Genomic DNA, 24,973 nt, shown 5'->3' on the forward strand with positions numbered 1-24,973 from the left:
CTCATCTACGGTACTTCGACCGGCGCTATCGTCGCGGCGTTGACGCTCTTCCGACAATTGGCCCACGCGCCGCCTGATCAATTAACGTATGAAATGAAGCCGATGTCGATTGCGATAACCGCCCCCCAAAAGTTCGATTTCCAAGATCTCGTTTGCATCGAATTGATGCTTCGCTTCGAGGCAAATCCCGGCCTCACCCTCCTTGTCGAGGGCGACGAGGATGCCGAAATGGCCCTGCCACGATCGGCACTCGCGCCTCTCACGGTCGAGGTGCAAGTAAAGGGCGCGAGCGGGCCGGTAGCAATGGCCAAAATCGTCGACTGCCTGGCGCATTGTCCGGACCGCCAGGTGAGTGGTTGTCTCTTCGAGCGGATTCTTGGCTCTCCCGACAGAATCGCCCTTCTTGTCATGTCGGGGCGATGCGACGACGCGGCTTCCGCCTTCGTTCTGCCCTTCAACTGGGATGGGACGGCTCCGCCAGTCGGTCGGATCAAGACGGCGACCGCGGCAGCATTCCTACAAGAATTCGGATCGCTACCCGCGAGCTCGGACTCAGACCTCATGACCAGGAGGAAGGCCCACCGGGACGCGCTCGTCTCGAAGCTCACTACCGATGCGGTTCGTCAGGTGCTCGACAGGGTCATCGTTTTCGAACGTATCGGCGATGGCGATCTTCGGATTGCCTGCGAACAGCATCTCAAAAAGCAGTTCCGCATTCCACAGGATCGCATCGTCGACATCGTCAACCGGCTACACAAGAGGATCAAGGACGCAAAGAGCGACGGAACCGATGCCGTTCCGGCGATGCGCGCGGTCCTAGCGGAGGCATCCCCGGCCTCGCTTCGCCCCCAAGGCTATGTGTCTCGTGGTGTTGAATCCGAACTGATCGCGACATTGACGGACAGGAACTGTCTTCTGCTGTCGGGCCCACCCCGTTGTGGCAAGTCGGCCGCGGCGCGGTGGGTCGCCGCCGAGTTCGAGCAACTCGGATACGACGTTCAGCAAGGATCTGATCTGGAAACAGCAAACCGCTTCCTGCTCGAGCCGGGAAACGCGCAACGTCTTTTTGTCCTGGACGACCCGCTCGGCGGCGCGCATCTCGATCCCGAGGCGGGTCGCGTATTTGAACGATTGGCGACACTGCTCTCGCGGCTATCTGTTCGGCGGAAAGTCATCGTCGCGCAGTCGCAGGATGCGATCTTTCACACGTTGGGGCTGACCGAGCTCCGAGCGTGCACCGTCTCCGGAAATGCCTGGACCGATCTCGGGCAGTATTCTCCAGACTTCTTGCAGAGTCTGTGGATTCAACTGGCAACGCGCGCAAACACGCCGCCATCGTTGCGTGCTCGAATGGCCACAGCGCTTGCCAACGGGGATAATGAACTTGAACCCGGCTGTCTGCAACATTTGGTCCTATCCAACGACTTGTCCGATGACATGCCGCTGGACCAGGCTGTTCGCCTCGCCCGCGAGCCTGCACGAAGCCTCGGCCATGCCCTTGCGGCGCAACCCTCCATGGCCGATCTCCTCGCCGCACTTGCGATAGCGTCAACGCCCAGTGCGCCAGTCGATGCGCGCGAACTGGCCTTCGCGCTGGACGACGCTGCGACATCCCTGCCGGGGAAAGTTGCCTCCGCGTTTCCGGGACTCCAGCTCGGCGGAACTCCTCCGGCCGAGATCACGCCGACCTATGACAAGGAGCCCGCCCTAAAGCGGGAAGCGGAAATCGATCTGGAGAAACTCGAGCGCCGCGGAATCGTGGCCGTGACGTCCCCGCGGATCGCGTTCACGCATCCGTACTACCGTGCCTGCGCGGAAGCGATCCTCGATGGCCCGAGCGCCCGCATTGCGGCCGGTATTGTGCGGATGGCGGAACGAGCGTTGTTTAGCCTTTCCCCGCTCACGTCACGCGCGGCAGCGCGAAATCTCGACTGGCTTTTCCGGGCGACGGCGAGCAGACAGGATGCACAGCACAAGCTGATCTCGATCTGTGTCGACGGTCTGCACTCGATCTATCCGGCAACGCGGGACCTGTGTTTCGCCTTTCTGGTTCGCCATTTGACGGACCTGTCGGACGAGCTGAAAAGCGAGCTCCCCGGCTGGGTCCGGACCATCGCGCACACGAGCCTGGATGGCATTCGCTGGCGGGATGGCGAAGCTGTCTTTCCAAGCGAAAGCATCGTCGATGGCCGTGAGCGGTTCATGCGTTACCTACGGCAGGTGAAGCAGGCCGATGTTTCGGTCGAGCTGAAGACGCTCGAAAGTGACGACGCATCATACCTCTGTCCCGAAAGAGCGACCGAGGCGCTCGCCTATTTCAAGCGCAAGCCAGCAAAGCTTACGCTCCGGGCAATGGGCCGATTGCTCAGCTACGACGAAGCCGTATTGCGCGCCGAAGCAGCAAAACTCTGGTTGCTTCGAAACCGCTCCGACGATCGTGCCCTGCTCTCCCGTATCTTTGAGGACGAGAATCCAGCCGTCATTTTGGGCGCGTTCAAGGGCGTCTGCCTGGGCTGGAGCGAATTCTCGGCAAGCCGGCAGGCGAGCATTCTGAATCACCTCATACGTGTCGCGGCCAATCCGTTTGTCGCGCTGCTTCTGCTTGATCGCCTCGTTGTCTTCAATCGGGTGGAATACATGGGTGAAAACCCACCATGGTCGGTGTTTGGCGCGCTAATGCCAATTGTGCTTGCGGTCCTTCCCGCCGATGCCAATTTTTCGGAGTCCCGTCTGTACGCGGCCATGGGGGAGGCGTGTGAAAGGCTGCCGGTCGACGCGGTTATTCCGATCCTGACAAGTTGGACATCCTGGATCGAACGTGAAATTGCTCGCGGCATCATGCCCGACGAGTACGCCCTGGCCGTCTCGGAAATCCTGCTGGACGTGACGAAAACGCGGGCTAGCCTCCGCCAAGATTTGGTGAAGCGTCTCCTCGCCCTGCTAGGAACGACCGCCGCGGCGGGGATCATTCGCGACTTCATCGATGCCTGGCCGAACCTTGATCAGTCGGAACGGGACCGCCTTATTGACGTTCTCACCAGAGATCGCGCGGATCTGCGTTGGTTGCAAGCGGTCGTGCTGACAAGACGCGTTGTGCCACCCGAACTGCAAGACCTCATTCTTGGGAATCCTTCGGCCCTTTCGGCCGATGCGTCCGATATAATCCGGAACACTCCCCCTTCTCTTCTCGACGCGGCCGTGTCGGTCTATTGCGGCCGTCCACAACCACTTTGGTGGCTTGGAACGCATCATACGCCGGGGACGATCTGGAAGGCTGTCACCCGAGAGATCGCTCTGCAGCCGGCACATTCCAAGTTCGACACCGTGCTGGCGGACATTATCTATCAGCAAGACGATAAGCGGATCGTCTCGATTGTAGAAAGCGTCGAGCCCGAGCATCTCGAAAAACTCTTCGAGATGTTGCTTCATCACAGGCTTGAAACGAATGGAAATTATTTGCGCAAGGCATGGGGTGCATTATTTGGACGTGTCAAGGGCGCGACCAGCGACGCCTGGCTTGACCGTATCAACCAGCTTGCCCCCGTCATGCTCGACGACCTCGAAGAGATAAGCAGATGGTTGCCTGAATTGCAGACGGAGCAGCTGTTCGAGCGGCTCAAAGCCGATCTGACGCCGCTTCTCCTTCTCGACAGGCTTGGCGACTTGCCCCAGGAGGCCTTGGCTTCGCTTAGGGACGACTCGATCACGGCATTGAAAGGTCTCCTGAAAGCTGCTCCGCCTCGGCTCTTCGGAACGTACGATCGCATCGGTCGCGAGTGCGAAAGTCTAGGACTGCAGGACGCCGAGCTTGCTTCCATGTTGGAGAATGAGCGCGCAAAAATCTTTGCCGTACGCAAAGAACGCGAACGTGCAAGACGCGGCGATAATGCGCTGCCAGACTGTTGGGTCTCTCCCTAGTCAAAAACGGCCGTAACGGCTTGCTCGCGCGTTTGCGTGTCGGGGGGCACTGTAAGAGCAGCCCCGCCTGGTCACGAGGCAGGATAGAGGTTGTCGAGGCCTCGTCCCGAAAGCCGCCACGAGCTTGTGCCCAACCGCGGGGATGTGACCGGTGCCCTGGCGCATCGACTTTCAAGGCATATGTGCCGACACAATGAGCGATTAAATTGGACCGACGCGAAACTAAGACGCGGGTGATCACGCGATCTCGTGGATAAAGCTATCGCCTCAGGACCCAAAGCCTGCATGGCGATCCTTATGCGGCTCGTTCAAGACACCGGCGAGCCGGAGGCCTTCGAGGATACCTTCGATCCGCTGATCTCGCAGTGTTGCGGCAAGCAGTGCGACGGCCTCCGTTTGGTCAACGGTGAAGCGAACGTCACGCGAGCGTTGCAGCAGAGCGTCGAGCAATGAGGGAGCGCTTGCGGTGTGGTGGCGAAGTGTCGATGCGGCCTCTGCCGCCAGGTACGTCGCCAAATCGGTATCGCCTGCCAGGCTTGGATCGGGCTCGACATCCGCACGCTGATTGATCGCCTCTCGCAGCATCGAACTCTGCCGCTTTGCGTCCATCGCGAGCATGAACACCGCATCCGCCAGCTGCTCGCGCGGCAGGCTTCTCAAGTCCGCAATGCGCTCCCGAATGTCGTCGCCAGGACTCGTCTCGCGCCAACTTGCCCGCCGCGCACGCTGATGGGATCCACTTGTTTGCTTTTGAACCATCGTCTCGTCTCCAGCGGAGCGATATATCCCCCCGTAGCATGAAGCGAAAGCGTAAACTCAGGCCGCTGCTTGGTCGCGGCGGCGCTAAAGTTCCGTCGGTGCCGCAGCTTCGGAACGCGTGAATTTCGTGATCCGATCGCGCCTGCGCGTCATAAACGCGAGCCTGCAAGAAAATCGGAAGCTGGATTTTGTATGCTGACCGGTAGTTTATGTGGGCGCGACCGTCGCTCGCCTGGGTGATCGCAATTTCCTGTGCGACAGCTAGCTGCACGTTCGGTGCGCGTGGGCGGCGGTATAAGTCGCCTTGTTCGCCCGTTCTTCGAGTTCCGCGCACCGACTCATCAATCCATCAAAGGTCTCGGGCTCGTCGAGCAAGAGTCCGTCGGCGATCATATACTTGTAGTCTTCTTCCAAGACGGCTCGCGGATTTTCCCTCAGGGACGAGCTTCAAGGCCCCACCTACAGCCTTGTTGTACTCGATGACCGCCCCGGCAGTATCTTTTTCTGAGAAGAACCATGACTTGTGCTCCGCAACCATTGCAGCAAGTTTCCGATCCTTCAGTGCCGATTCCGTAATTCCTGCATCGTCCAATCTCACAAGGTCATACCAGTGGCGAGCGAAGCGTTCGCCTTTCAGTTTCCCTTGAACGCAAAAGACATGGATCGCAGTCGCCTTCTCCCAGAAGGTTCGCTCCGCTTTCATGGTCTTGGGCTTGGCGGTCGGAAATTCGACAGTTTCAAGGTACTGGGCAGCGTCGCAAACGACGTCATGGAGTTCGCTCGGCTCCCCTGTCGATCGTGCGCCGAATTCGAGCATCACAGCGGGGCTCACATAGCCGCTACCAGTCTCCAAGGGATCGTACGTGACGAAAATCTTGTCGTCCTTGGCTTCAGCCTTGGCGCTGAGCTTCTCATCTCGCAAGCGCTTATTGATGACGGGCAACGCCTTTTCCTTGACCCAGACTGGGAGGCGTTCTCGTGCCTTGTCGCTCCACTTTTTGCTTTGACTGCGGCTCTGAGGGACCGGATTGTCCTCGCTTGTGCTCACCAGGTCCGGAGCTATCGCGCGAATGTCGTAGGTGAGATCGACGTCTTCCGAGAAACGGCGGATTGCGCCGTAAGCCTTCGAAAGGGACGTTCCGCCCTTGAAGACCAGATGGTCGCCCAGTGGCGAGGAAAAAAGCGCATTCAGGCACCAAACGACCCAAACATCTTTTTCGAGAAGATGTGCAGGTCGTCCTGAGTTTGAATCGGGATAGGGGGACGCCTCGCGGCGTCGCCCCTCCCACACCACCGTACGTACGGGTCCGTATACGGCGGTTCGGTGGATTATGCGGGTCTCGGAGCCGCGATGGAAGCCAAGCCGAGTGACCTGAAGAAGACAGTTTGCAAGGCAATGTTAAGCGCAGGGCTCGCTGCCAACCGCCAAGGGCCATGTGGGCTGCCGGCAGTTTGAGCCGCCAGATCCCGGCCGACACCACGGCGTCGCAGTTCGGCAAAGCGAGTGCGACCACGCTTCCACTGCTTCCAGGCGATGGCGCGCAACCGCCGCCTGATCCACTGATCGAGTGCGCTCAACACCGACGGGGTTTGGCAGAAGCCGAAGTATCCGCGCCAGCCGACAAGGTAAGTGGACAGCTCCTTGGCGATCTGTTCGAGGCTTCGTCCGCACGTGCGTCGCGTCAGCTCCCGGACTCTCGCTTTGAAGCGGGTAATCGCCTGCGGTGCGATACGCCGCCGCGGCTCCTTCCCGCCTGTGAAGCTGAAGCCCAGGAACTTGCGGACGCTCGGCTTGGCAACCGCGCTCTTGGCCTTGTTGACCTTCAGCTTGAGGCGCTTTTCGAGGAACTTCTCGATGCCGGCCATCACCCGCTCGCCGGCCTTTCGACTGCGCACATAGATGTTGCAGTCATCGGCGTAGCGCACGAAGCGGTGGCCGCGCTTCTCCAGCTCCTTGTCCAGCACATCCAGCATCAGGTTCGACAACAGCGGCGAGAGCGGGCCGCCTTGCGGCGTACCTTCCTCCGTCGCGCTGACCAGTCCCCCTTCCAGCACGCCCGCGGTCAGAAAGCCGCGGATCAGCTTCAGGAGGCGCTTGTCAGCAACCCGCTTGGCAACCAGCCCCATCAGGACGTCGTGGTTGACCCGGTCGAAGAACTTCTCCAGGTCGATGTCCACGACAAAGCCGTGGCCGGACGCGATGTACGCCTGCGCCTGTTCCACAGCCTGATGCGCCGAGTGCTTCGGCCGGAAGCCGAAGCTCGTTCCGGAGAACGTTCCGTCCCAATCCGCCTGCAGCACCTGCAGTACCGCCTGTTGGATGAAGCGATCGAGCACCGTGGGGATGCCGAGCGGCCGAGTGCCGCCCGATGCCTTCGGTATCTCGACGCGTCGTACCGGTTGCGGCTTGTAGGTGCCCTCCAGCAACTGGGCTCGGATCGTGGGCCAGTGCTCCTTCAGGTAGGTCGGCAGCTCATCAACGGACATGCCGTCGATGCCTGCCGCACCTTTATTGCGCTTCACTCGCGCCAACGCTTCCTTCAGATTCTCACGCTCGACCACTGCTTCCATCAACGGCCCTGCGACCGCCGGGCGTTCGAGACTGGCTTTCGCCGCACGTGCTTCGGCCTCTTGGGCGGCGGCCTTCGGGGCTTCACCCCTCGCTCCGGTGCCCAAGTTCAGTTCGATCTGTTTCTTCTGCCGCATGGCTCGCACGAGATTACCGCTCTACTGGCCTCTTCCACCGTTCAGGCCTTCGGCAGCGCGCCGCCGCCTACTATGCCCTCGGCTGACTTCTGCACTGCGGTCAGGCCGCCTTGCGACGGCCTCAGTCCCGTTGCCGGGACACAGCACAGACCTCCCGAGGTAAGACCGACCGCCTTCACCGCACCCCCGCCGAATTTACCACCCCGGTCCTTGATGACTGTGGACTTCGCGATCAGTTGCTCGCTCGTCCGGCCGGGTAGGCCTCGTTATCCGGTGCTTGTCCATCGGGCCGCGGCTTTGCTCCACGCTGTCTTCAGACCCCACCTCACGATGACGCCCTTGCGCTTCGCTAATCCTTCGCCGCCATCAGGCTGGATAGAGGACTTCCACCTCCAAGCTGTCGTTCATACTCGGCACACAGCAGCAACGCCGAGCGCCTCTCGGCGCTCGGCGTCAGATAGATTTAGAAACTTATCCAACGCGCAGTTCGCTTACCGGCCTGGCAAGCCAAGTCGGCAATGAAGATGCGGCAGACCTCAGTTCGCTCACTTCAGTCGGGGTCAGTCTTTGACTGACGGACCGCAACGCTTGTCTTGCAGTCTCGGGACCGACCCAGGCAAGCGCGCGCACGACCTCACCTGCTCGACGGTGGGCCAGGGTAAGCTGCCAACGCGGTGCATGCTTGAACTCCACAACTTGCTTGCCAAGATGGAGCTCGCGGGAAGGACCGGAGGTCAGAAAAATCTGCCGAACAGGTACCTGCGTCGTCAAACCAAGGTGGTTGGCCGCCGCAGCGCCGCTGGAAACGATAATTTCACCGCTGCGCGCCTTGGTCTCCTCAATGACTTTTTCGACCGACGGAGCTCTAGTCCCGAAACGGCTTTCGACCGGACGCAAATATACCCCTCGCCTCGCGCGCAGGAGTTTTCCTCGCTCGGCAAGACGCGAAAGGGCCTGATCGACGGCAGCACGCTTTCCAAGGTGCAAAAGCGCCTTGGCAGCGATGGGCGCGCCTTCGGGCAGTTCTTTGGTAACTTCCAAAATCCGGGTGCTCAGGGGGGGCATGGCACTCACTCCAGTGTCAGAAACATAGGAGAACTTCTGACAGTCTACAAGCATTTGAATTGAGAAAAGGTTCACCAATTTCCCAAGTATGGGACCGATTCGGCCCTTTCAAGGGTTCCTAGACGGGTTTTGGGCCCGAACTACCCTCACGGGCGATCACGCCTGACCAGCCGTTTCAAACCTGCCCAAGAGGCTATGTCGACCATTCTGGCCCCCTATTTAGTGGCCTCCGAGCGGAAGAAAATAAGTCGAGCACGGCGGCCAGCGATTTCAGCTCAAGTTCAAACCCGTTTCCTTCAGCTTCGGGGCTCCAACGGACTGGCCACCCAGCTGGTCTCCGACCGATCTTGCGGTCCGCGAGCCGCCGCCAACAAAGCAAACGCGGCCCCGTTCTGGTTTTCGTTCAGTTCGAGAAGCCTTTTCAAGTTACTCAGCGCGAAAAAAGGTTTCAGCCGATCATTAGATGCGCAAAAGTGTTTTGAGCGCGAGCATTGTCATGCCCAAAAGGACATACCGACTCAACTATTCGCCCCCGATCGACCCGCGGGATCAAGAGATCAAGGCATTACGACGCGAGCTGTCCGACCTTCGCCATGACCTGCCTCAAGAGATTGCTGACCTGCTGACCAGCTACTATGGCTTCACGACGCGGGCTGAGTGGGAAAAATGGAAGCGCGATACCGCCGGAGCCGTGATCCAGCACGCCAAGGTCGATCCGGCGCTGGCCTCATATCCCGGCATCGAAGAGCGCGCGGTATGCCCGTTATGTGGGGATGGCACGAGCGCATTCGGCGCGCGGCGGGTTCGCCTACCTAGGCGGGCTGGAACGTCACCTGACGGGTTACGGCAATATGCACCAATGCACGGTGCTCGGCACGGCATTCAAGCTCGGGGCCGATTACCTGCACGAAACGTTGCTCGCCAGCGACCGCGCCGAAAAGGAGCGCGAGCAGGAGCGACAGCAGTTGGAACCGATGGTGCAGCATGCGGCGCAGGCTCCTCCGGCCTTTCTGTACCAGAACGAGTGGCGCGGCCCCGCGCGAGGCGAGGCAAAGATGGGTGAGTCCGAGCAGCGGCTACACGATCTCGGCTTCGAGATCATCATCGAGGGCAATGTTCGGACCTACAGGTTCGTCCAGGACGACTGGCTTGTCCCCTTGCCGATCCGCGTGGCGCCAACAAGATCGAATTCGAGGTGACAAGCCTCAGCAAGCCGAAGAAAACGGCGCGGCATTGGCGCGCCAATACCTTCTATATGCTCGACAGCTACGCACTCGACATCCCCGGCAAATTCCGAAAGCGGCTCCAGGAGGCCATCGAAAGCTTCGGTGAGGCGGCGAAGTCATGACCTGTCCCGTCAAGGCCTCGCAGTCCGAGCAAGGATCCTATTATGCGAAGACTAGCACGCCTGGCTGGCTGCGCCTGATTGTACAATGGGACGGCGACGAAGTCCCCTATGTCGACTTCTCCGGCTTGAGCCAATGGGCCTCTAGCATCGCCCGATGCGCAGGTGCGAAATACACGCAGATCAAGGCAAGGTTGTTTCCGAAAGAAGTAGCCGACATCGCGGGGCACCTGGAAGCGCGATGAAACTCGACCGCAACACCCGGATCGGAGGGCAGCCGGCCAAGCTCGTCCGCGACCTGCTGGCCGATGCCACGAACTCCGATGGCTTTTTTGCCGATCTGGTGGACGAGCACCTCTTCAGGACATGGTGGCGCGCAACCATCGATGAGTTGATCGAAACCGGCAAGCTCGATGGATCCAATCGCGGCCACGCTCTGCGCCTTTGGACGACCGCACGCAGCCGCGACAAGATCTTCGGGGTGCGCCTGCCCAAGGTACCGGATTTTACCGTTCAGATGCACTGCCTGATCGAAGCGTTGCTCGCGCACGAGCTGATCTGCGACGAGGGCCGGGAGAGCGACGGCCGGACGGTCTATCGGGTTACCGACGAGGGCCACGCAACCGGAATGAAATCCCTGGTTCCACGTATGAACCGCGCGGCCGCTGAGGCTTTGCTCGCTGAGGTCCTCGCACGCGTTGCCAGGATCAACAATGACGGCGAGCTCCTCCACTATGTCACTGAGGTGCGCGTGTTCGGCTCCTACCTCACCGACAGCGATGATCTCGGCGACCTCGACGTCGCCATCAAGATGGAGCGCAGGCGGATTGCGGGCGAGTGGGTGAAGGCTGCCCAGGCTCTCGCCGATAAGAGCGGCAGGACCTTGGACTTTTTTCAGAGGCTGACATTCCCGGAGACGGAAGTCCGGCGCAGGATCAAGCGCTGTTTGCCGCGCATCTCGCTGCACGAAACGAGCGAGCTCGACGAGAACCCGCAGATGGGCGGCAAGGCCGTCTACAGCTTCACTCCGCCCCCGGACAAGACGCAAATCTCCTGAGGCATGCCTGCCGCTAGGGCCGCGCCCGCGCTGTCCTGCTAATCTTTCCATCCGGCGCCGAACAGTTGGGAAAGCAGCGCGCCGACCTCGTAGCGCGGCAGTTTCCGAATCTCGCGCAGGGCTGGGCCAGAGATCCCCATAGGCGCGCGCTTCGTTGGTTCGGCGCTTGTCCCGAGATGATGTTCTAGAGCGCTCGTCAATTCCGACGTCCATTGCCACCCGCTTACGACGCCGCCGCTCGAGCTGAGACAGCAACAAGGGGACCGCCGATTCTTTCAACTAGCGCCGGCCGGTCTACCATGGGAGTTCTTGAAAACAGCTGGGTGCGCTGGCGGCAACTTGTCCCAGATCATCTGTCGCAGCCGAAGAGCAGCGCTGATGATTTGACCCAGTGGTCTCAAGCGGCAAATCGACGAAACGATCAGGCAGAGCGACTTAGAACGCGGCAGCAGCGAAGAGGCTTACTCGTCCGTCAGCCCCTTCCATTCGCGATACTGCCTTATAAACGCGGGACATGCCGAAGCCAGTCGGTCAGGATCGATGCGACCTGACCGACTTATGTACTGATACCCACCAAGAGAATGCTCGAGGAAGAAGCGCAGCATTTCCCTCGTCGCATCCGGCCCCCGAGCATCGGTATAGGAGCCTGCGGGACTGCCGCCCGACCACGCGTGTCCGGCGCCGTCGACGTTCCAGTGTTCGGAGATCGCCCGGCCGCCCCCGTCGATCGGAACGGTGCGAGTATAGGCATGCCCGTCGGGTACGCGTCCGCGAAGCACCTTCCGCGTCGGTCTCGTCGCTCCGGCCGACTGCTCGATGATCTGATCGCCATTCTTTGGATGGACCGTCGTGTCGCGATTGCCATGGAAAACGATGGTCGGCACAGAAGTTTTGCCGTTGGTAATTGCCTTGGACTCGCCTCCCTGCCGCATGGCGGCGAACGCAGAGGGAAGATCGCTCGCGGCGCCGCACGCCAAGCCCGAATGAACACCGACGGCAGCGTAAAGGTCGGGATACGTCGCGCCCATGATGGCGGCGGCGGCCCCGCCGGCCGACAATCCCGCGACGTAGACGCGCTTCGGATCGATCGCATGGTCGCGCATGACTTGGCGGGTGATGCCGGCGATCATAGACGGCTCGCCTCCGCCGCGGCGCTGGTCGCCCGTCCGAAACCAGTTCCAGCACTTCGACTGATTGGCTCCGCTCGGCTGTTCGGGATAGACGACGAAGCAATTCCGCTCCTCTGCCATGAAGTTCATCCGGGTGCCGGCGGCGAAATCGTCCGGCGATTGGGTGCAACCATGGAGCATGACGATCAGGGGGAGCTGTTTCCGCTGAGCGCGGCTCGGGATGAACAGCTTGTAGGTCCGGCTTCCCGCTGCGTTGCTGAAGGTACCGGCGATGAACTGGGTGCTCTCGGGCGCGAGATCCGACGTTGACGGCGGAGCGCGTCCGATCGGACCTTGCAGGCCCAAGCCGGAAAACGTCCTCGTGCCATCGAGCGGCAAGGTGCCTTTGCGTCCTTGAACAGGGCGAGGCTGCGTCGGCCGGCTTTCCCTCTTCTCAACGACGTCGGCCTTGGCATCGATGGTTGGCGGCTCGAGCCGCGCAAGCGGAGCCTGAGCGCCGCTGCGAGACGTCGGTGTTGGGGCGCTTCCGCCCTGAAGCATGCGCTGCAGGAGTGCGGTGGCTTGGACCAGTTGGCCGGAACGCGTGAGGCGGGTCGCTTCGCGGACTATGTCTTGATTCAGCATTGTTCACCTCGTTCTGTCGGCGAGAGCGGCCTTGACCGCGGGAGTGGCATGAAGCGCCCCCAGCACCGACACCGACGCGATGGTGGCGCGGGCCAACTCGGGAGTGACGTCCTGGGCGATGGTGGCCAGGCCCAAAACATTGATCTGCAGCATCTCGCCGGCACGGCGCGCCGCTTCAAGATCTTCGCGGGTGTAGTTGCGCAGCCCGAGATCCAGGCTTTTCCGGGCCGTTGATTGTCTCACGACATCTGCATGGCGTTCGAGCTGGTTCCGGATAGCCGTCCGGATGAAATCGGTACGGTTCGAATAGAACCCCTCCTGCACCATGAGATCGACGTGACCGAGGTCGACATAGCCAAGGTTGATCGTGATCTTCTCGCTGTCGGGAGTTTTGGGTCGCAGCTCACGCAGATTATCGGCCATGTAACACCCTTCTTACCATCCAGAGGGATGGTCATAGGATGCCAAATGGATGTTTTATGGCTTAGTTCAAGGGGGCGGCTGGCCTCTGAAGCTGTAAGCGCCGACCTGAGCAGAGTCGTCAGGGGATCACTTCACGCGGTCGACGAATTCCACCGGCGTGCCCTTGGAGAGGCGTTCCGCGACACGCTCGGCATCCCAATTCGTGAGCCGGACGCAGCCGTGCGATTCCGACTTGGAAACTTTTCCCGGGAACGGCGTGCCGTGGATCCCGTAGCCGTCGCCGGAGAGATTGATCCACATCGAGCCGACAGGATTGTTCGGGCCCGGCCTGATGGTGAACGGCTTGCGGGAGTGAACGCCCTTGAAATGGTAAGCCGGATTGTAGCGGTAGGTCGGATTGCGATCGATCTCCGTCACCTTCAAGGTGCCGGAGGGGGATGGTTTCTCCTCACTGCCGATCGTCGCGGGGTAGAATCCTATCAGCGCGTTCGACTTGTCGAATAGCTTGACCGTCTGCCGGCTCTTGTTGACTTCGACCTTGGCCGCCTTCTCTGAAGTCTGCTCGGCTCCGGAGTCGATCACGACGATGGCCTCGCCGGCGCGGTCGAAGTGCCTTCCCGGATTCAGGGCGGACAGCAGATCCTCGCTCATGTGAAACTTCTCGGCCAAGCCTTCGCGCGGGCTGCCGTAGGACAGCTTCGGAATGTCCTTCATGTCCTCCATCTTCGCAGGCAGCTTCTTGAGGAACGGCCCTGCGACGTCCTCGTCCGCGATGGTGTAGTTCATCGTCACCGGGCGGTCATCCGCAGCAAGCTTTCCCCAAACATCGGCGTTGAGGTCGTCGGAGACCGGCAATTGCTGCGCCTCTTCGAAGGCCCGCAGTGCCTTCTTCGCGTTCTCCCCGAACCTTCCGTCGATCTCGCCTGGCGAGAAGTGCGCCCGCTCGAGCAGGACCTGCAACCGGACCCCCCGCCGGGGTCGGCCTCTCGTTGGACAGGGTCTTCTTCGAGGGCTCGGCCGCGTCGATCGCGGCAGGCTTCATTTCAGTGGCACGCGCGGGGCTGGTGACGCCCGCCAGCACCATGCCGATGACAATGCATCCGGAGGACACATGCCAGCCTGGCTTGCGGTGGCGTCGGTGGATCACTTCTGGTCCGCAGGCGCCTGTGCGTTCGCCTTGTTGGCGTCGGCCTTGTTCGCTTCGTGATGACCGACGGCGCAGCCGGCCGCAGCGCCGAGCTTGCCGTGTCCCGCCATGTGCCCGGCAACGCCGCCGACGATGGCCCCCTTGATGCAGCCCTTAGCATCCGCGCCGGTTGCGAAAGCCAGCGAAATAGCGGCCGCGCAAGCCGCTGCCAAAATCAATCTCATGAGCGTTCTCCATCCTGAAGGTTAAGGGTGCAACGGACTCGAACACACTCCGTTCCGTGCGCAGCGCAAGGCGATCGACAGCGGGCTGGCGAGCGCCGACGAGCACCTCTGAACCTCCGAACGCGTTTGGCCGGCCGGGTCGCATTAGTCCATGAACTTCGCAACCGGAAGCCGCCAGCCACGCTTCATTGCCATGACGCGCAGCGAGAAGCATGAAATCAGCGCCACCGCCGTCACCGGCGCGACTGGCAACTGCAACATGTGCCCAACCACCACGATGGCCGCGGCCGCAAGCGCCGCGACCGCATATAGCTCTGCACGGAGCACAGTAGGAATCTCGGCGAGCAGCACGTCGCGCACCATCCCGCCGCCGATCCCGGTGACCATGCCCAGCACTATGGCCATGAGCGGGTTCAGCCCGTGGGCAATTGCCTTCGATGCGCCGGTGACGGCGAAAAGCGCGAGACCTGCGCCGTCGAAGATGAGGACCGCGTTCGACATCCGCACGATCAAGGAAGAGAAGAAGAACGTGATGACACCAGCGAAGAGCGATACGCCGAGGTAGCGCCAGTCGGCGATAGCACCGGGAGGAACGACGCCGATCAGGAGATCCCGGGTGATGCCGCCCGAATTGGCCGCCGCGAACGACAGCACCAGAATGCCGAACAAGTCCAATTTTCGCTTGGCCCCCGCCAGCGCCCCGCTGAGCGCGAAGACAAAGGTGCCGGCCAGATCAAGCACAAGCGGAAGCGCTTGCATGATGCCGTTTTCCGGCACTATGCCGGCAACCAGGCGCGAGCCGCGACCACCAGCGCCTCCACGCCGGTTTGCAGGGTGGGGTGCAGAACAGGTGCGAATTTCGGACTGTGGTTCACTGGCAACTCGGTGAGCTTGTTCGCCGCTTTCGCCTTGGCGTAGGTCTCCGGATCGGTACCGCCGACAAACCAGAAAACCGAGGGCACGTGCCATTCGGTCCCGAACGACCTGAAGTCCTCGCTCGCAGGGGCGGGTCCCGTTGCCCTTACCCGTTCGGTGCCGAAATGACCCCGGAATGCGCCCACCACGCGTTCGCTGGCATCCCGGTCGTTCACGTTGAGAGGATAGTGGTCCAGCGAGGTGATCTCCGGTTTGCGAGGGGCGCCGGAGGCCGCCGCCTCGGCATTGACGATCCGCTCGATGGCAGCCAGGACGCGCGTCCTTACTCCGGCATCGAAAGTCCGTACGTTCAGCTTGATGATGGCCTCGTCCGGAATGACGTTTTCTTTCGTCCCCGCCTGCAGGACGCCGATAGTCACGACTGCAGCTTCCGCAGCGGCGATCTCGCGCGAAACGATGGTCTGCAGCCGCAGCACGGTGGCCGCCGCCATCACCACCGGATCGATGCTCGCCTGCGGCATCGACCCGTGCGCGCCGCGACCGAACAGGCGAATTTGCAAGCTGTCGGCGGCGGAGGTGATCGCGCCTGCACGTCCGGCAACGGTGCCCGACGGCCCAACCATGACATGCTGCCCAAGAATTACATCGGGTTTCGGGAAACGCTTGAACAGGCCGTCGTCGATCATGGCCTGCGCGCCTTCCGCCGTCTCTTCGGCGGGCTGAAAAACCGCCATGATCGTCCCGTGCCAGGTGGTCCGGGCCTCGGCGAGCAATTGGGTGGCGCCTACAAGCCAGGTTACGTGCATGTCGTGACCGCACATATGACTGACGGGGACGGTGTTTCCGTCGCGATCTTTGGCCGTGATCTTGCTGGCGTAGGCAAGCCCGGTTGCTTCCTCGACGGGCAGTGCGTCCATGTCCGCGCGCAGCACGACCGTCGGTCCCTCGCCGTTCCGTAGCAAGCCGACCACGCCGGTCTTGCCGACGCCCGCCGTGACTTCGAAACCCGCGGCGCGAAGTCGGTCGGCCGCCAACGTCGCCGTGCGGATCTCCTGCATCGACAACTCGGGATGCGAATGCACATCCTTGTAGAGTTCGGCCAGGTCGGGAAGCATTGCGTCAAGGCTGCCTAGTGCGGGATCGGACATGGGCCACTCCATCGCAGGACTTGAAGCAAAGGAAGCTTTTCCCTTTTCACAATCCGGCGCAAGCAGATCGAGCCGGAATAGCGCTGGCTTGCAGAGGGCCCCTAAGCCTGGTTGGAGGTGTTAGCGGACACCCACGCGGCATAGGACTGCATGAAGCCCTGAAGGAATTTCCGCGTTTCCTCGTTGACCAGCTTTCCGTCCGCGTCGAACAGTCTGTCGGCGCCGCCAATATAAGCTTCCGGTTGCGGCATCGCGGGCACGTCGAGGAATACCAACGACTGTCTCAGATGATGGTTGGCGCCGAAGCCGCCGATGCCGCCCGGCGAGGCGCTGACGACAGCGCCAGGCTTGCCGCTCCAGGCGCTCTTGCCGTAGGGCCGCGATCCCACATCCAGGGCGTTCTTCAACGCGGCAGGCACCGAGCGATTGTACTCGGGGGTGACAAAAAGGACGGAATCCGCCGCCCGTACACGCTCGCGGAACGCCGTCCATTCCGCTGGCGGATCGTCATCGCCGTCCTGGTTGTAGAGCGGCAGTTGGCCGATCTCGACGATGCCCAGCTTTAGTCCGGCTGGCGCCAGTTCAGCGAGCGCATTGGCCACCATGCGATTGATCGAAGCCTTCCGGAGGCTACCGACGATCACGGCGACGTCGCGGGGCTGATCCATGCGGTTCCCTTTCGATGTTTTTGAAATCGACTCCGACCTAACCCCGCAAAAGACCAATGGCTCCTCGGTCGGGAGTGGCTACACGATCCGATCCGGCAACAACGGCGCGACGGACGGACTCGAAAACTGAAATTAAGGCCGACTTCCGTCCCGTGCCGGCCGCGGGCTTCTTCGCGGCTTCCTTCGCAGGCTCATCCCCGAGATTCATCCGCCGACGGCCGCCGCGCCCTGGGAATTCGGGGGAGAGCCTCTTGACTCGCATGAACGAAACGGGAACATAAAAGCATGAAAGCTGCTCCCAATCGGACTATTCCCGCCGTCGACGATTTCGATGCCGCCGCCGACGAGGCGATAGCGGCTTGCGGCGGCGATGCCCGGAAAACCGTGAAGGTCCTATTGGTCGCGAACGAGTTTCTGCAGGTGCAGCTCGACGAGCTCCGCTCGAAGGTGTCGACCGGCTACGCCCGGGGGCGACTTCCAGAGCCGCGCAAACGCAAGGATGAGGCAGATGGCTGACGTGACCTACTATGTCGCTCTACCGTTCGTTTTCTCCGACGACGGCGTGGCCGCCGGGGAGGCAACGGAGTGCTTCAGCGCCAATGCCGCGGTCATGCGGGCCGAGGCGCTATCCCGGAAGCCCGGTCATGCCGGCGCCGTCGCGTTCTCGCGGACCGGAGATCCGTCCAGCGGCGACTTCACCGACGCCACGCTGATCCGGAAGTTCGGCGACGACGTGCCAGACGACCTGAGTGCGCTGTGAAGCTCGACTGGCTCCGTGGCGAGATGCCGATGAGCAGCAGCATCATGCTGATCATATGCCGGCCTCGGTCTTTCGAACCCGACTGTTAGGCGCGGGCCGCGGTGTCTTTCTTGGCGAAAAGCGGCTCCGCGCTGTCTACCACTTCTTTCGGAAGCATCTTCAGCTGCTCTGCGTCGAATGGTAGGTGAGTGAGATAGTTCGCGACCAGAGCCCCGACGGCTTCCGCCTGTGCTGCATCTCGTTGTCGCTTGAGCGGCTCCCTGTCCGCACGCCGGGACAACCAAAGCTTATGGGCGGCCCAAACCCGCGGGTCTGGAGCGACGATGCGCACCGGTTCGCCCTTCTCGTTGATCGCGGTTGCCTCGAAAGCCGGCGAATTCTGCAGCCAATCGAGTCGTTCGATTTGAACGGCAGTCAGGTCTTCGGGGTCCGAGCCGATTTTATCCGCGGCCTTCTTCCAAGGAGAGCTCTGCATAGGTTTGATCAGATCGACGAGATAGCCGTCCCGGTTTACGGCGCGGAACGTCTGCTTGGCGCGCTCGAAGCTGGTGTCGACACGTTGGAGTATCTTCAGCAACGACGACTCGGAAACGTCGTCGTCCGCCACAAACGTAAGGCCGCCTCGCGCGTCGAACAGAAGATCGATTCTGACGCCGGAGGAGGCCTCAGCCGGAGGAGGCCTCATAAGCGTAGATGGCGTTTGTTCCGAGAATCCGAATGCCGAAACCTAACATTCCGAAGCCATCGAGAGCGCGCATAATGCGGGCACCGATCAGAGGGACGCGACCCAAGCCGAGTGCGCGATTGACCGCGGCTTGACGGTCCATCGTGTCGCGCAAGTTCCTCAGTCGGTTATCCGCCGCTGCTCGCTTAGCCTCGAAGTCGACCTTCATCTTTTCGGTTTCGGCCGAGCGCGTGCCGAGCGAGCTTTGCTTTCGGAGGCCCGCTTTATCGTAGTAGCTCCGGACGAGGTATTCGTGGCCTTTGGACTCTACCCAGGTCAGGGAACCGCGATGAACATCGGACGCCTCCTTGGCATCCCGCAAGGCCTGAAAGCGCTGCTGGCTATTGACCATCTCGCGGCGCTGATCATTGTTAAGCTCTTGAAAATCCACGGTTTCAACACTTCGATCAGTTTGACGTCCCAACTGTTGAAACTGTATTTAATCGTTACAAATCAAAGGTTTCAACAGTTCCACCGCAGATGCAGCCAAACTGTTGAAACGGGGAACTTTTGTCTCCATTCGGTGGCCGTCCATCCGCCTTGCTACCCGCCTCCATCGAACCACCGGTCCAGCGCCTGTCTATCGGTTTCTTTTTCCGCGCACGCAACATCGCGATCCAATTGATAGATGAGATCTGCCAACTGTCGATCGTGCAACGAAGGCACCAGGTCGTCTTGCTTCGTTTTCAATCACCCGCAGGCGGACGCCTTCTTAGTAGTGCTTGAAAGCTTCTCTCAGATGCTTCGGCAGCCATCATTCGTAGTTGGCAAGATCGACCCGGAGAGCACTGTCGTACCGGCTCCGGGCAAAACGGCTACGGAGGAGTTCCTGATACTCCTCGGCCCGCTTACCTCGCGCTCTGGCCAGACGCGCGTGCTTGGAGATGGCGCGGCTTCCGGACGAGCTGCGGGACAGCATGCCGGCGCTCGCTGCCGGTCCCGCTCCCGCATGCGAAAGCCACCAGGTTCACGCGGCGTTCTCTGCAAAGCCGCCTTCGATATAGGCTGCGGCTCCTACCTGTATGCGGCGCAAGACCTGGTGGTAAGTGGAGGAGCTTGCCTCGTTGACGGTCTCTACGACCGACGCGGGTGCAGCCCGGGGCAATGTCGCAAACGTCTCGTTGAGGACGCGCCCATCCATTTGGCTAGGAGCGACAATTCCCAGGAGATGCAGAATGGTCGGCGCGATGTCGCAGATTCCCGACGGAACTTCTGAAAGGCTGCCCGAGCGGAAGGCAGGTCCGGCGAGAATGCCGACCGCCTCCATCTCTTTAGGATGCAAGCCGCCGTGTACTCCCAGTCCGATCGGCGCGTCGTTGCTCCAGGTTCGGCCGATGAGGCCGAATGGATCGACTTCACTATCGGCACGATAGGAGAACAGGATGTCGCTGGATCGGGCATGATCTGCCATCACAAGTTGGCGCGCAAAACTGCCGGGCGCGATGCCCTCGATGTCATTTCTTCCAGCGGTGAAGATCGGTCCGCACCACGGCGCCTTGGTCATTGCTGCGACGGCTCGCCGGATGTTCAGCTCCGAGGGGTCTGCCAGATAAATGGCTCCCACCTGCCCGGGAACGAGAATCGCATTTACGTCTTGCCCAGGCGCCGAGCCGCAACGGAATCCGGCATCTCTGAGCACGTGGTGAACGTCAGCCTGCGCATTGACGCTCACGTGTCCATGATCTGAGACGGCAATGATGTGGACGTCCTGCCGCCGGCCTTCAGCCTCCCACCAGTCCAGAACGCGACCGAATTGCTGGTCGGCCCAGGCGAGCGCTTCCAAGATCCGTACCCCTGCCGTGCCGCAGTAATGAGACGAGGTGTCCGGTTCGCCAAAGGAGAGAATAAAGGAGAGAATGGTGACGTCCGGCCGAAGCTGTGGCCAGACGATGTCGAGCAAAGCCGCCGTCAGATAGCTCTGCGCTGCGAGGTCGGGCGTTCCTGCAGGCGGGGGCGCCGGGGGCGGACCGATTCGAGCATTCAGCGCCTCGAGAAGAGATCGGGAAGTCGTAGCCGCGCGAAGTGCCCCGAGATTGTGGGATGACCGAGCGTGCGCGCCTTGTGATTGAACAAGCGGGTCGTCCCGGCAGAATTCGACGCGAGCACCGCGAGCGTCTTGCCGTGGGCGGCAAGAACCTCGCCGAGCGATGGCACGCCCATAAGACGCCCGCCGCTCAACGTATCCAGGGTTTCGACCAGTTGGTCATCCGCTGTGTCGACGTAGCGGGACGGCACCACTGCACGGTCGAGGTATTGGTTCCCAACCATGCCATAGCGCCCGGGTGATGCGCCGGTAACAAGGCTAGGCATCGCCGCCCGCGTTTCGCTCGGATAGACCGTGGCATTCCGGGCGAGGGTCACCCCCTGCCGCTGCAGCCTGTGAAGATGAGGAGTCGCTGTAGCATTTATGAGATCGGGACGGAGCCCATCGAAACTTACAAGGATGACGCGTCGGGTAGCAGAATGGGTCACAGAGGCCTTCACGATAATGTCTTGTCCATGCGGTCGCGCAGCCAGTCCCCCACCAAGGAGATGGACAGTGTGGTGAGCGAGATGATCAGCGACGAGGGCACGAGTATCCAGGGCGCGCGGGTCAGATAGTCACGACCATAGCCGACCATATTGCCGAGCGAAGTGAGCGGCGGCTGCACGCCCAGACCAAGGAAGCTCAGACCACTCTCGAGCAGAATAATATCCGGAAAGGCAAGAGTCATGGTGACGATCAGGGTTGAGGCGATGTTCGGTAGGATGTGGCGCAGGTAAAGGCGGCAAGGTCGCGCGCCCAGCTGGCGTACGGCGACCACATAGCCCTGCGTGTTCGCGCTCATCGCGAGCGCGCGCGTGACGCGCGCGTAGCGCTCCCAGCCATGAAGGCCAAGGAGGGCCACGAAGAGCAGCAGAGAGTTACCGACAAAAGCAAGTACCGCGAGCGCCAGAACGAGAAACGGCATGCTGGCCTGGAAATCGACACATGCGAGGATGACCTGTTCGACCCAGCCGCGGAAATGGGCAGCGAGAAAGCCTAGCGTGGTACCCAGGCATGCGCCTATCAGCGTGGCTCCAAAGGCAATGAAAAGGCTCATCCGGATCGATATCAGTAAGCGAGCCAGCAGGTCCCTGCCAAGCTCGTCGGTGCCGAACAGATGCAATACGTGCCCCCCGAAGCCAATAGGCGCGGCGAGACGATGCCGAAGATCAAGTGCGGCATAATCATACGGAGCGAGACGATCTGCCAGGATCGCGATGACGAGCATGAGCGCGAGCCAAGCGATGGCGCCTTGCACAGCAACATTGCGCCAACGAAGTACTCTCTTCTTCTTAACGTGAGCAAACGACATCTGTCCGGTAGACATTTCCGCCATCTACGCTCCTCCAGCAGAGCGCGTATCGCGCAGACGCGGATCGAGCATACCGTAAAGGAGATCGACTGCGAGGTTCGTCGCGATCATGGCGGCTGCCACCAGCAGCAAGATGCATTGGACCACAGCCAGATCGCAACTTACGACGGAGACGACGAGCAGGCTGCCGATTCCCGGCCAGGAAAAGACGCTTTCGACGAGCACCGTCCCCGCGATTAAGTTGCCCACCATCAAACCCACGATGGTCAACACTGGTATGGCGGCATTGGGCAGGGCATGACTCGTCACGACTCTGCGCCATGGCACACCCTTGGCACTCGCCGTGCGGATATAGGCTTGCCCGAGCACCTCGAGCATGGCGCTGCGGGTGAACCGAGCCAGAACGGCCGCGCCGCCAAGGCCAAGCGTGACCACCGGCAGGACCATATGGCGCACGCTGCCCGCACCCCCTGAAGGAAACCAGGGAAGCTCGACCGCAAAGGCGAGCACGAGTACGAGCCCGAGCACAAATGAAGGCACGGTGAAGCCCGCTACCGTCACCATCATCACCAGACGGTCGGTGAAACTGTCGCGCTTGAGGGCTGCATAGATGCCGGCCGGAATGCCTAGGAGAAGATTGAGGGCGAGTGCCGGAGCAGTGAGCATCAGCGTGACCGGGATGCGTTCGGCAACAACCGTGGCGGCAGTACGCCCGTCCCGCATGGATTGGCCGAGATCTCCTTGGACGACCGCAAGACATATTTTACGTATTGGACCCAGAGTGGTGCATCGAGCCCCCAAGCCTTGCGAAACGCCTCGACCGCGTCGGCCGACGTTTCGGGCGACAGCATCGCGCGAGCGGGATCGCCAGAGGCTCGCAGAACCACGAAGGCGAATGTGACTACCATCGCTATGGTGAGCACGGCGCGAGCCACCCGAACCATGATGAAGCGGGTCATCAGGCGACGCTCCCAAGTTGAAGACCATCCCTGTTGATCAAATGGCAAGCGACCCTGCGTCCTGCGCCTACGGATGTGAGCTCGGGCACAATCCGTGCGCAGGCCGGAAGAGCCGCCGGACAACGTGGATGGAAGGCGCAGCCGGCGGGCCGCGCCGACGGATTGGGCTGATCACCTTGCAGGATCGTCCACTCGCTACGCCGTCCAGGCTTGGGTACGGCAGAAACCAGCGCTTTTGAATACGGATGCAAGGGGGCGCGCAGAACTGCATCGGCCGAGCCTTCTTCGACGATCGATCCGAGATACATCACGGCGATGCGATCACTGATCTGCCGAACGACGCGCAGGTCATGGCTGATGAAGATCATCGCCATGCGCCGCCGCTCCTGCAGGTCACGCAGAAGATTGACGACTTGGGCCTGGATCGAGACGTCGAGCGCGGACACCGGCTCGTCGCACACGATGAGGTCCGGATCGGTCGCGAGTGCCCGTGCCAACACTGCACGCTGGCGTTGGCCACCTGAGAGTTCATGAGGATGGCGCGCGCCGTGATCGGTTCTGAGGCCGACGTCAGCGAGGAGCCTATTGATCAGGTCCGCTCTTTCGGACTTGCTGCCGATCTGATGAATTTCGAGCGGTTCTGCGATTTGCGCCCCGATGATCAACCGGCGATCGAGCGCCCCCAGCGGGTCCTGAAATACCATTTGGATTCGCATCCTGAGATGCCTCCAACGGATATCGCCCATCGGCGGCAACTCTTCTCCGCCGAAGCGGACGGTGCCCGCATCCGGTCGTTCCAGGCCAATGATAAGCCGGCCTGCGGTGGATTTTCCGCAGCCCGATTCGCCAACAAGTCCGAGCGTCTCGCCGCTGGCCAGAGACAGCGACAGTCCATTGACGGCGTGGACCGTCGAGTGACCCCGAAACAGGCCTTGGCGCAAGGAATATCGTCGGACAAGGCCATGGGGTTGGAGAAGCGGTGCGACCGTCATCGTCATGCGGCGACGGTCTCGTCGTGGCACCGCTGGCCGGTGACATGCAGGCAGGCAATTCTGTGGTCGGCATTATCGTCCACAGAAGTCAATTCGACAGTGCATTCACCACACCGGTCCGTGCGCAGGTCGCAGCGTGGCGCGAAGGGACATCCTGGCGGGAGGTCCGCCGGGCTCGGAACGACACCGGGAATGGCGGCGAGCCGCTGCCGAGCGCCCGTCCAGATTCGGGAGGGCCCCGACAAGCCCGCGTGTATATGGATGAGTGGGATGGTCGAACAGACGCACGGCGGGTGCTTCTTCAATGATGTGCCCGGCGTAAAGGACCAGCACGCGCTCGCAGATCTCGGCGACAACGCCCAGATCATGTGAGATCAGGACCAGCGCCATGCCTCTTTCGCGTTGAATCTCTTGCAGAAGCTCAAGGATCTGCGCCTGAATAGTGACGTCCAAAGCGGTGGTGGGTTCATCGGCGATGAGGACGTCGGGCTGTCCCGCAAGCGCCATGGCAATCATGACCCGCTGATTCTGCCCACCGGAAAACTCGTGCGGATAGGCGCCAAGCCGTCGCGTCGCATCGGGAATGCCGACCTGATCCAGCAGACGACGCGCTTCGCTCAGCGCGCTGCGCCTGTCCATTCCACGATGCAGCTGCAGAGATTCGCTGATCTGGTCGCCCACGGTACGCACGGGATTGAGCGCGCTGGTCGGATCCTGAAAGATCATTGCAATTCGGCCACCACGCACCTGTTCCAGATGACGGGCGGGAGCATGGAGAAGCTCTTGGCCAGCAAAGCGTACGCTGCCTGCCGTCCGGGCGCGCGACCCCAAGAGGCCAAGCGCCGCAAGCCATGTCACCGACTTTCCGCAACCACTTTCGCCGACCATGCCCAGCGCTTCGCCACGGCGGAGGCTAAGATTTATTCCACGCAGCACCGGCGCCTCGTCGAGAGCAACCTGCAACCCGGTAATCTCGAGAAGTGGTGTCATCTGATCTGCCTGTCCTGCCAGCGTCATCGCGGCTGCTCCACTCGAGCGGCATCGCAAGGACTGTAGAAACGGGGCGGCCCACGAGGTGGAGCTGCGCGCAATTGCAGGAACGCGTCCGTC

22 protein-coding genes and 4 pseudogenes are annotated in these 24,973 nt (G+C 61.4%); 7 read left to right on the top strand and 19 right to left on the bottom strand.

All coding sequences use genetic code 11. From position 1 onward, the window contains the following. Positions 1-93 precede the first annotated feature (93 nt). Positions 94-3,918 carry an nSTAND3 domain-containing NTPase gene (locus tag ACVWW3_RS01215; protein WP_456671817.1) on the top strand — a complete coding sequence of 1,275 codons (3,825 nt, stop codon included), beginning with the start codon at positions 94-96 and terminating at the stop codon, positions 3,916-3,918. A gap of 267 nt (positions 3,919-4,185) precedes the next feature. Here the strand turns inward: ACVWW3_RS01215 and ACVWW3_RS01220 are convergent, their stop codons facing one another. The 4 genes and pseudogenes from ACVWW3_RS01220 to ACVWW3_RS01235 form a co-directional block, all read right to left on the bottom strand. Beyond that, positions 4,186-4,677 carry a hypothetical protein gene (locus ACVWW3_RS01220; protein ID WP_456671818.1) on the bottom strand — a complete coding sequence of 164 codons (492 nt, stop codon included), beginning with the start codon at positions 4,675-4,677 and terminating at the stop codon, positions 4,186-4,188. 261 nt (positions 4,678-4,938) lie between these two features. Then, positions 4,939-5,971 (bottom strand): annotated as a pseudogene (locus ACVWW3_RS01225) (nucleotidyl transferase AbiEii/AbiGii toxin family protein). A 35-nt stretch (positions 5,972-6,006) separates the two neighbouring features. Then, on the bottom strand, positions 6,007-7,383 hold the full coding sequence (ltrA, locus tag ACVWW3_RS01230) for a group II intron reverse transcriptase/maturase (RefSeq protein ID WP_456647524.1): 1,377 nt from the start codon (positions 7,381-7,383) through the stop codon (positions 6,007-6,009). Between the two features lie 471 nt (positions 7,384-7,854). After that, positions 7,855-8,448 carry a DUF6088 family protein gene (locus ACVWW3_RS01235; protein WP_456647525.1) on the bottom strand — a complete coding sequence of 198 codons (594 nt, stop codon included), beginning with the start codon at positions 8,446-8,448 and terminating at the stop codon, positions 7,855-7,857. 773 nt (positions 8,449-9,221) lie between these two features. Here ACVWW3_RS01235 and ACVWW3_RS01240 point away from each other — a divergent pair. From ACVWW3_RS01240 to ACVWW3_RS01255, 4 genes are read left to right on the top strand one after another with little or no spacing between them, the layout of a single operon-like run. Beyond that, complete coding sequence (locus ACVWW3_RS01240) at positions 9,222-9,647, top strand: hypothetical protein (protein ID WP_456671819.1); 426 nt, start codon at positions 9,222-9,224, stop codon at positions 9,645-9,647. Next, positions 9,644-9,796, top strand: coding sequence for a hypothetical protein (locus ACVWW3_RS01245; RefSeq protein ID WP_456671820.1), 153 nt, complete (start codon positions 9,644-9,646; stop codon positions 9,794-9,796). The genes ACVWW3_RS01240 and ACVWW3_RS01245 overlap by 4 nt, the downstream gene beginning before the upstream one ends. After that, a complete protein-coding gene (locus ACVWW3_RS01250) occupies positions 9,793-10,038 on the top strand; it encodes a hypothetical protein (protein ID WP_456647527.1) in 246 nt (81 codons plus the stop codon). The genes ACVWW3_RS01245 and ACVWW3_RS01250 overlap by 4 nt, the downstream gene beginning before the upstream one ends. Beyond that, positions 10,035-10,850: a hypothetical protein gene (locus ACVWW3_RS01255; protein WP_456647528.1), complete on the top strand. Its 816-nt coding sequence runs from the start codon at positions 10,035-10,037 to the stop codon at positions 10,848-10,850. The genes ACVWW3_RS01250 and ACVWW3_RS01255 overlap by 4 nt, the downstream gene beginning before the upstream one ends. Before the next feature lie 569 nt (positions 10,851-11,419). Here the strand turns inward: ACVWW3_RS01255 and ACVWW3_RS01260 are convergent. The 7 genes and pseudogenes from ACVWW3_RS01260 to ACVWW3_RS01290 all read right to left on the bottom strand — a co-directional run. Beyond that, a pseudogene (locus ACVWW3_RS01260) lies at positions 11,420-12,604 on the bottom strand (extracellular catalytic domain type 1 short-chain-length polyhydroxyalkanoate depolymerase); the annotation flags it as partial. A 3-nt stretch (positions 12,605-12,607) separates the two neighbouring features. Beyond that, positions 12,608-13,027 carry a CopG family transcriptional regulator gene (locus tag ACVWW3_RS01265; protein WP_456647529.1) on the bottom strand — a complete coding sequence of 140 codons (420 nt, stop codon included), beginning with the start codon at positions 13,025-13,027 and terminating at the stop codon, positions 12,608-12,610. 126 nt (positions 13,028-13,153) lie between these two features. Beyond that, a complete protein-coding gene (locus ACVWW3_RS01270; RefSeq protein WP_456647530.1) occupies positions 13,154-13,987 on the bottom strand; it encodes a L,D-transpeptidase family protein in 834 nt (277 codons plus the stop codon). Between the two features lie 183 nt (positions 13,988-14,170). After that, on the bottom strand, positions 14,171-14,398 hold the full coding sequence (locus ACVWW3_RS01275; protein WP_456647531.1) for a hypothetical protein: 228 nt from the start codon (positions 14,396-14,398) through the stop codon (positions 14,171-14,173). 144 nt (positions 14,399-14,542) lie between these two features. Then, a complete protein-coding gene (locus tag ACVWW3_RS01280; RefSeq protein ID WP_456647532.1) occupies positions 14,543-15,157 on the bottom strand; it encodes a trimeric intracellular cation channel family protein in 615 nt (204 codons plus the stop codon). A gap of 17 nt (positions 15,158-15,174) precedes the next feature. Beyond that, complete coding sequence (locus tag ACVWW3_RS01285; RefSeq protein WP_456647533.1) at positions 15,175-16,422, bottom strand: M20 family metallopeptidase; 1,248 nt, start codon at positions 16,420-16,422, stop codon at positions 15,175-15,177. Positions 16,423-16,523: 101 nt separating this feature from the next. Beyond that, complete coding sequence (locus ACVWW3_RS01290; RefSeq protein WP_456647534.1) at positions 16,524-17,090, bottom strand: NADPH-dependent FMN reductase; 567 nt, start codon at positions 17,088-17,090, stop codon at positions 16,524-16,526. A 285-nt stretch (positions 17,091-17,375) separates the two neighbouring features. Here ACVWW3_RS01290 and ACVWW3_RS01295 point away from each other — a divergent pair, with 285 nt between their 5' ends. Continuing rightward, positions 17,376-17,606 carry a hypothetical protein gene (locus ACVWW3_RS01295; protein ID WP_456647535.1) on the top strand — a complete coding sequence of 77 codons (231 nt, stop codon included), beginning with the start codon at positions 17,376-17,378 and terminating at the stop codon, positions 17,604-17,606. Further along, entirely contained in the window at positions 17,599-17,850 is a 252-nt protein-coding gene (locus ACVWW3_RS01300) for a hypothetical protein (protein WP_456647536.1), read from the top strand. The genes ACVWW3_RS01295 and ACVWW3_RS01300 overlap by 8 nt, the downstream gene beginning before the upstream one ends. Positions 17,851-17,935: 85 nt before the next feature. On the opposite strand, the gene ACVWW3_RS01305 is transcribed toward ACVWW3_RS01300, so the two are convergent. From ACVWW3_RS01305 to ACVWW3_RS01340, 8 genes and pseudogenes are all read right to left on the bottom strand, one after another. Beyond that, positions 17,936-18,457: a GSU2403 family nucleotidyltransferase fold protein gene (locus ACVWW3_RS01305; RefSeq protein ID WP_456647537.1), complete on the bottom strand. Its 522-nt coding sequence runs from the start codon at positions 18,455-18,457 to the stop codon at positions 17,936-17,938. A 58-nt stretch (positions 18,458-18,515) separates the two neighbouring features. After that, positions 18,516-18,965 carry a hypothetical protein gene (locus tag ACVWW3_RS01310; RefSeq protein ID WP_456647538.1) on the bottom strand — a complete coding sequence of 150 codons (450 nt, stop codon included), beginning with the start codon at positions 18,963-18,965 and terminating at the stop codon, positions 18,516-18,518. A gap of 576 nt (positions 18,966-19,541) precedes the next feature. Next, positions 19,542-20,474, bottom strand: coding sequence for an alkaline phosphatase family protein (locus tag ACVWW3_RS01315; protein ID WP_456647539.1), 933 nt, complete (start codon positions 20,472-20,474; stop codon positions 19,542-19,544). Positions 20,475-20,554: 80 nt separating this feature from the next. After that, positions 20,555-21,058: an alkaline phosphatase family protein gene (locus ACVWW3_RS01320; RefSeq protein ID WP_456647540.1), complete on the bottom strand. Its 504-nt coding sequence runs from the start codon at positions 21,056-21,058 to the stop codon at positions 20,555-20,557. After that, positions 21,055-21,912, bottom strand: coding sequence for an ABC transporter permease (locus ACVWW3_RS01325; RefSeq protein ID WP_456647559.1), 858 nt, complete (start codon positions 21,910-21,912; stop codon positions 21,055-21,057). Before ACVWW3_RS01325 ends, ACVWW3_RS01320 begins: the two co-directional genes overlap by 4 nt. Positions 21,913-21,936: 24 nt before the next feature. Continuing rightward, positions 21,937-22,871, bottom strand: a pseudogene (locus ACVWW3_RS01330) (ABC transporter permease). After that, positions 22,871-23,869, bottom strand: a complete 999-nt coding sequence (locus tag ACVWW3_RS01335) for an ABC transporter ATP-binding protein (RefSeq protein WP_456647541.1) — start codon at positions 23,867-23,869, stop codon at positions 22,871-22,873. The pseudogene ACVWW3_RS01330 and the gene ACVWW3_RS01335 overlap by 1 nt, the downstream one beginning before the upstream one ends. Next, positions 23,866-24,853: pseudogene (locus tag ACVWW3_RS01340) on the bottom strand (ABC transporter ATP-binding protein). The gene ACVWW3_RS01335 and the pseudogene ACVWW3_RS01340 overlap by 4 nt, the downstream one beginning before the upstream one ends. Positions 24,854-24,973 lie beyond the last annotated feature (120 nt).

This window comes from Bradyrhizobium sp. LM2.9, from assembly GCF_054056555.1.

Excerpts from the sequence above, each read along its gene's own strand:
- ACVWW3_RS01215 (WP_456671817.1), top strand. The coding sequence starts at position 94 with ATGAAGCCGATGTCGATTGCGATAACCGCCCCCCAAAAGTTCGATTTC.
- ACVWW3_RS01220 (WP_456671818.1), bottom strand. The coding sequence starts at position 4,677 with ATGGTTCAAAAGCAAACAAGTGGATCCCATCAGCGTGCGCGGCGGGCA.
- ltrA (WP_456647524.1), bottom strand. The coding sequence starts at position 7,383 with ATGCGGCAGAAGAAACAGATCGAACTGAACTTGGGCACCGGAGCGAGG.
- ACVWW3_RS01235 (WP_456647525.1), bottom strand. The coding sequence starts at position 8,448 with ATGCCCCCCCTGAGCACCCGGATTTTGGAAGTTACCAAAGAACTGCCC.
- ACVWW3_RS01240 (WP_456671819.1), top strand. The coding sequence starts at position 9,222 with ATGGCACGAGCGCATTCGGCGCGCGGCGGGTTCGCCTACCTAGGCGGG.
- ACVWW3_RS01250 (WP_456647527.1), top strand. The coding sequence starts at position 9,793 with ATGACCTGTCCCGTCAAGGCCTCGCAGTCCGAGCAAGGATCCTATTAT.
- ACVWW3_RS01255 (WP_456647528.1), top strand. The coding sequence starts at position 10,035 with ATGAAACTCGACCGCAACACCCGGATCGGAGGGCAGCCGGCCAAGCTC.
- ACVWW3_RS01265 (WP_456647529.1), bottom strand. The coding sequence starts at position 13,027 with ATGGCCGATAATCTGCGTGAGCTGCGACCCAAAACTCCCGACAGCGAG.
- ACVWW3_RS01275 (WP_456647531.1), bottom strand. The coding sequence starts at position 14,398 with ATGAGATTGATTTTGGCAGCGGCTTGCGCGGCCGCTATTTCGCTGGCT.
- ACVWW3_RS01280 (WP_456647532.1), bottom strand. The coding sequence starts at position 15,157 with ATGCAAGCGCTTCCGCTTGTGCTTGATCTGGCCGGCACCTTTGTCTTC.
- ACVWW3_RS01285 (WP_456647533.1), bottom strand. The coding sequence starts at position 16,422 with ATGTCCGATCCCGCACTAGGCAGCCTTGACGCAATGCTTCCCGACCTG.
- ACVWW3_RS01290 (WP_456647534.1), bottom strand. The coding sequence starts at position 17,090 with ATGGATCAGCCCCGCGACGTCGCCGTGATCGTCGGTAGCCTCCGGAAG.
- ACVWW3_RS01295 (WP_456647535.1), top strand. The coding sequence starts at position 17,376 with ATGAAAGCTGCTCCCAATCGGACTATTCCCGCCGTCGACGATTTCGAT.
- ACVWW3_RS01300 (WP_456647536.1), top strand. The coding sequence starts at position 17,599 with ATGGCTGACGTGACCTACTATGTCGCTCTACCGTTCGTTTTCTCCGAC.
- ACVWW3_RS01325 (WP_456647559.1), bottom strand. The coding sequence starts at position 21,912 with ATGTCGTTTGCTCACGTTAAGAAGAAGAGAGTACTTCGTTGGCGCAAT.
- ACVWW3_RS01335 (WP_456647541.1), bottom strand. The coding sequence starts at position 23,869 with ATGACGATGACGGTCGCACCGCTTCTCCAACCCCATGGCCTTGTCCGA.